Genomic DNA, 2,128 nt, shown 5'->3' on the forward strand with positions numbered 1-2,128 from the left:
ACTGGTTTGGTGGGGATCAATGGGCTGACTGTAGCCTAGTTGAAGTGGCCCCTGACCACTTTGTCTACTGTCATTCAAGTGAGGTAGCTGGCTACAAAGACCAGGTGAAACCAGCTTTGGCATTGGTATAAATATAGGTGCATACGAAAAAGGTGGTCTGGAATCTTTCCAGGCCACCTTTTTAAGATTTTTCATGACATTATTTTCTTATTGAAGGAATTGTTGTTCTTCAACACTGGTGATTTTTGCGAAAGAATATGGACTGTTTTCTTCTATAGTATATTCTTCTACAGTGGTCGTTTCACCAGTGGTAATATCCACTCGTTGCAATTGGCCTGTTTTGCCATCTGCAATGGTTTGGAAGATATAGCCATTGTCAATGTAGTAGTCAGGGGCTTGTTCAAGGTCTGACTGCCATACTTGGTCAAAGTTTTGACTCTCCATGTCGTAAGCGTAAATACTTAATTGACTAGGAAAGCTACCGTAGTCATTCTCCACATAATTATTGGTTAAGACAAAGATTTTATCTTCAATAATCATCGGCGTAAGGTTGGTTTCACCAGATTGTTCTTCTAAAGCACTTACTAATGATGACGTGTCCATGGATTGTTTGTTACCGTTTGTTGGATTGATAATCTCATAAGTAGTTGGAGAGATATAGCCCTCACTGTCTTCGTTATTTGTTGCCGCTATCGGCAACAAGTGGTACTTAGGATTCTGGTTTAAGCCATCAACGCTGCCTGAGTACAATTCATAACTCGCATTGTCCATGGTAGTAGCTTCCGTGATTTCGCCATTTTCCTTGTTTAATTCAAAGGTTTTTAAATAATTGGCTTGGTCGTAGTCTTGTAGGAAAGCGTATACCAGGTAAATGGTCGTGTCATCTTCAGCGATTGACATCAAGGTGTTACCAGTCCGGTCCGCTTGGTCTAACTGATAAGAGGGTATGGTATAGGTCCAGTTGCCCTCATCATTTTTTTGAATCAGAGTCAAGTTTAACTGGGCTTTGCTATCACCTAAGAGGGTATCAGCCTGCCATAATTGTAGGTCATCATTCTCCAAAATCAATCGGGAATTGGACAAGTTTGGCCGGTCGAACAAGGAGAAGTTTTTGTAGACCGCGTCTTGGACTTGGGCGCTAAACATACCGTAACTAGCGTTGGTCGTAGGAATTAGCGCGTCTCCTCGTCTTGATAGGGGGATCCAATGAATTGAATTCTGATCGTCTTCGCTTGTTAGATAAAGACTCGATGCTTGGGTTTCTTGCCCGCTAACTTCAGGGTTTACACTAGTTACCTTAACAGGTTTAAAAGTGCCAACCCCAAGCCAGACGAATAAGGACACGCCAGCAATTACCACTAGGAAAATAAGTGTCAGCCAGTTTTGTTTACGCATTTTCATCATGATACCTCCTTTCTTAAATACTGACATAATGGTTCATCAACCATGACATCATATAACCGTTGATCATATTTGCGGCATAAATGAAGACTAAGACGATAATAGTCCCTTCTGTCGCAGTAAGTGGCATAGTGAGTGTTGAAAAGCCCATCAGGTAGACAAGGGCAATGGATACTACCCAGTAAATGACGATTGTTAATAAAGTTCGCGTCCAAGTATAACCTTTCGCACTAAGTAAAATGATCATGCTATTCATTAAGGTGAATAAGAACCATAGGCCACCACCATAAGTCAGAAAGGTTTGTCCTGGGTAAGGCGGGAACAAGACTAAACTCGTCTGCATTTTGGTTGCAAGTTGAATGAGAACGGGTATCGTGGTGTAGCTATCAGCAAACATGATAGAAAAAGCGGCGTTTGCAACATAGAATACGACCAATTGTAAAATCAAAATCCCAGCCATCATGATTAAAGTAGAGATTAACTTGGCATATGCAATTGGTGCCCGGTTTCCAGGTAGGGTTAACAATCGGTAAATAAAGTTTCCCTGAAAGTGCCAGTCACGAATCCAGGAAAAGACCGAATAAGCGAGTAATGCAAAACCAGTGGCCCCAATAATCATGGTAAAGGCCATGCTATCATCAAAAGCAGAGGCTAAATTGGTAATAGGGAAGGGGTAATCCGAGGTATTTCCGGATGCAATCGCCATAAAGCTTGTCCTGACGTTTCT

General features: G+C 41.8%; 2 protein-coding genes. Both read right to left on the bottom strand.

What is annotated here, in order from left to right; all coding sequences use genetic code 11:
- Positions 1 to 207: 207 nt before the first annotated feature.
- Positions 208 to 1,404, bottom strand: coding sequence for a hypothetical protein (locus ACRCJ0_RS12535; protein ID WP_431390639.1), 1,197 nt, complete (start codon positions 1,402 to 1,404; stop codon positions 208 to 210).
- Positions 1,405 to 1,417: 13 nt separating this feature from the next.
- Positions 1,418 to 2,128: hypothetical protein (locus ACRCJ0_RS12540; protein WP_431390640.1), on the bottom strand; the 711-nt coding region annotated here is incomplete at its 5' end.

Source organism: Aerococcus sp. L_32 (assembly GCF_050689315.1).

Bases quoted from the DNA above. Each gene is read 5' to 3' on its own strand.
- ACRCJ0_RS12535 (WP_431390639.1), bottom strand. From the start codon at position 1,404: ATGATGAAAATGCGTAAACAAAACTGGCTGACACTTATTTTCCTAGTG.